A 3,640-nucleotide genomic window follows, 5' to 3' on the forward strand; every position below is an offset into this window, starting at 1 on the left:
AAAAAAGATGAAATGAAACTGAAAGAATATCCTTTTAAATCATACTATTTTACTATGTATATGATATAATTAATAGTAATTGTTTTATATTTCTAAAAATTGGATATTCACCTAAACTAATACAATTTGACATGAGATAATATTAATTAACGATTGGTCTTTAAAGGACTTGATTCGAGGATTCCAATCTATTATTTACAAATTAAGAGTCACATCCAAATCGCTGGCTGATGCGATTGAAAAACAGGTGATACATATGGAAGAAACATTAGAACGTGAATTATTATTGAAGTTAAAAATCAGTTTCTTTGAATTGATCTGCGGCAGCAGTGACTCATTTTCCTTTACAGAACTTCTTTCACAAATGCTTGCGATCCTGAAACCTTTTATGAATGCAGATGAAGTGGATTTTTATCGTTTTGATGAATGGAAGCAGGATTTGATTTTAGAAGCGACGACAAGAATACGCGGAAAAGAGGCAATTATCAGTCCTGATATTGTAACGGTTCAGCATGAGGCTTGCCAGCGCTCCTTTATTAAGAATCCATCTATTCCTGGCTTTGAAAAATATGATTTGCTGATGCTTCTGGATAAAGCAGGAAAATTAGAAGGTATGATTGCTCTGCAAATGAATGGCAGTTCGCAAATAAGTGCATCGGACAATTTTTTAGAGCAGGCAACGAGTGAATGTGGCTCCTTTGTTGATAAAATCAGCAGCCTTGCCGATACGATGGCCGAGGAAAAACGCTATAAGCAATTGTTCCGTGTCACAGAAAAATTCCATTCAACGATGGATATGGACGCCGTTTTAGGAGAAATCATTTCTACTTTGAAGGAAGTATACCCTACCTTCATCTATTATTTACTGCTATCACATGACCATAAAGGATATGAAGGCTTGCCAGTAAAGGATTTAGAATATGATAGCGAGAACCTGACTGCAATGCAATCTTATGTAAGTGGACAAATCCAGTTTGAAGATTCTCTCGCTGATCGAAATTCAATTATGTACGCCCCTTTAAAGGGAAAGCAGGGCGTGTACGGGGTACTTCAGGTAATTGCCCCTGATTCACTGGTTTTTCCACAAAATGAGGTTGAATTTATTAAATTATTGGCCAACACTGCGGGAAGCGCCCTTGAGAATGCCAAACTTTATGAGCAATCAAGAAAATTGATAGCGGATTTGCAATTGATTAATGAAACTTCCCATCAGCTTAATACAAGCTTGCGCCTGACTGATACGATGAAATTTATTTGTGGGCAAATAGTAAAATCCTTTAAAGCACAAGAAGTTGGTTTCATCATGATCGATTCAGAAAGTGATGATTACTCTGTTCTTCAGGGAAGCACCAGTTTTTTCTTTTCAAAACATTCCTCAAAATATATCTCTGATGTCGGCAGGCGGATTCAAAAGGAAATGGAGCCCTTGTTTATTGGAGATTATGGTTCGGAGGATGAGATTTCATCCATATATTTTAAATCAATAATGGGCGTTCCAATGATTCAAAGCGGTGATTTGAAAGGATTTGCAATCGTTCTGCATGAAGAGCCTTATCACTTTGCCTTTGAAACTTTTAAATTGCTGCAATCACTGATTCATCATTCAACACTTGCATTTACCAATTCCATTCTGCGTGAAGAACTGGAAAAAATGGTCGTTACTGACCATTTGACCAGGCTGTACTCAAGAAAATATTTGGATGAGAAAATGAAATTGTCGATGCTTGAGGATTCCCAGGGCACTTTTATCTTAATTGATATTGATAATTTCAAAGGGGTTAATGATAAATATGGGCATCAGGTCGGGGACGATGTACTCATTCAGCTTGCTCGGCAAATTGCTAAAAATATACGCGGAACTGATATTGGGGCAAGATGGGGCGGAGAAGAACTCGCGATTTATTTACCGGGAGCGCCGCTTGAAATTGGAGTCATGATTGCAAACAGGCTTGTCGATAAGGTTGAAAAACATACACAGCCAAACGTTACAATCTCATGTGGAGTTTCTGCATGGATCAAGGGCCAGGCAGACACGACTAAAACGCTGTTTAAAAGAGCTGATCAGGCACTCTATTTTGCAAAAGACTCCGGTAAAAACAAAGTGGTTGTCCAAAAAGAAAATCTGTTTGATTTCATAAGCACTCAGGAGTGAGTGCTTTTTCTTTTTCAATCGAAGATAAATTACTTTCATAATTTGGATAAATATCATATTCTGTTAATGGGGTTTGTAAGCGGTTACAAAGAATACAGGAGGATTAGTATGGGAGAGAAACGATTCGAAACAGAAGTAATCCATTCAGGTTATAAATCCGATGAATTTAGGGGAAGCCTTGCTCCGCCTCTATTTCAGACCAGTACATTTACCTTTGACACTGCTGAACAGGGAGAAAGACGATTTGCGGGAGAAGAAGATGGTTTTATTTATTCTCGCCTTGGCAATCCAACCGTCGCTATGCTTGAAGAAAGAATGGCCGCGATTGAAAAAGGAGAGAAAGCCCTTGCTTTTGCATCGGGTATGGCAGCCGTTTCGGCAATATTAATTTCGTTAACAAGGACTGGCGACCATATTCTTTGTTCGCAGGGCGTCTACGGATGTACATTTGGGCTCCTGCAGCTCATGAAAGAAAAATATGATATAAACCATGATTTCTCGATGATGTCGACTAGAGAAGAAGTGTTGGCTGCTATAACTCCCGAGACAGCATGCATCTATATTGAAACGCCAATCAACCCGACAATGAGACTGGTTGACTTGGAAATGGTTGCGGAGGTTGCGAAAGAAAAAGGAATACCGGTTGTGGTTGATAATACTTTTAGTTCACCTTATCTGCAAAATCCACTTGAACTTGGGTGCGATTTTGTCATTCACAGTGCGACTAAGTATATTTGCGGCCACGGAGACGTGATAGCAGGAATAGCAGTCGGACCTAAAGAAATTATGTCCAAGATTGCTATGACAACACAAAAAGATATTGGCGGAGTTATGTCCCCCTTTGACGCATGGCTGCTTCTTCGGGGATTGAAAACACTTCCTGTAAGGATGGACCGCCATTGTGATAATGCAGAAAAACTTGCTGCATATCTGTCCGATCATCCAGCTGTAGAGGAAATCATTTTCCCAGGTGATCCGAATCACCCTGATTACATGATTGCAAAAAAACAAATGCGTAAGCCAGGGGGACTGATCTCTTTTAACATTAAAGGAGACAAAAAAGCTGCCCAGTTATTTATGAACAAACTAAAGCTTATTAAAATCGCCGTCAGTCTCGGTGATGCAGAGACTTTAATCCAGCACCCTGCAACAATGACGCATGCTGTTGTACCAAAGGAAGCAAGAGAAAAAATGGGTATTAAGGACAATATGCTGAGGCTTTCTGTCGGACTGGAAGCCTGGGAAGATCTAAGAGATGATCTTGAAGCAGCTTTTGAGGCAGTAAGAAAAGAAAGCAGGCAAGAAAGCGGGTCAATCTAAACGAGCAGTTTTCGAAAAGGTTATGTTTTACCATAGTAGGAAAACTAATAAAAGCAGTTATCTTTCATCGATAACTGCTTTTTTATGTTCGCTGTTATTAACTTTTAAAAACCTAAATATACTGCACCAATACTTCAACAAATTCTTCCAGTTTTTGCTGATCTAATT

2 protein-coding genes are annotated in these 3,640 nt (G+C 39.0%); both read left to right on the top strand.

Annotated elements, in window-relative coordinates:
• Positions 1-256 precede the first annotated feature (256 nt).
• Positions 257-2,152, top strand: a complete 1,896-nt coding sequence (locus WB217_RS14700; RefSeq protein WP_423993985.1) for a diguanylate cyclase — start codon at positions 257-259, stop codon at positions 2,150-2,152.
• A 108-nt stretch (positions 2,153-2,260) separates the two neighbouring features.
• Entirely contained in the window at positions 2,261-3,472 is a 1,212-nt protein-coding gene (gene megL / locus WB217_RS14705; RefSeq protein ID WP_423993986.1) for a methionine gamma-lyase, read from the top strand.
• Positions 3,473-3,640: the final 168 nt, after the last annotated feature.

Origin of the sequence: Mesobacillus sp., from assembly GCF_049588175.1 — a bacterium.
In the GTDB taxonomy this organism is placed as follows: domain Bacteria; phylum Bacillota; class Bacilli; order Bacillales; family Cytobacillaceae; genus Mesobacillus.

What these genes read in the sequence shown, in the direction of transcription:
- WB217_RS14700 (WP_423993985.1), top strand. Translation starts at nt 257, where the DNA reads ATGGAAGAAACATTAGAACGTGAATTATTATTGAAGTTAAAAATCAGT.
- megL (WP_423993986.1), top strand. Translation starts at nt 2,261, where the DNA reads ATGGGAGAGAAACGATTCGAAACAGAAGTAATCCATTCAGGTTATAAA.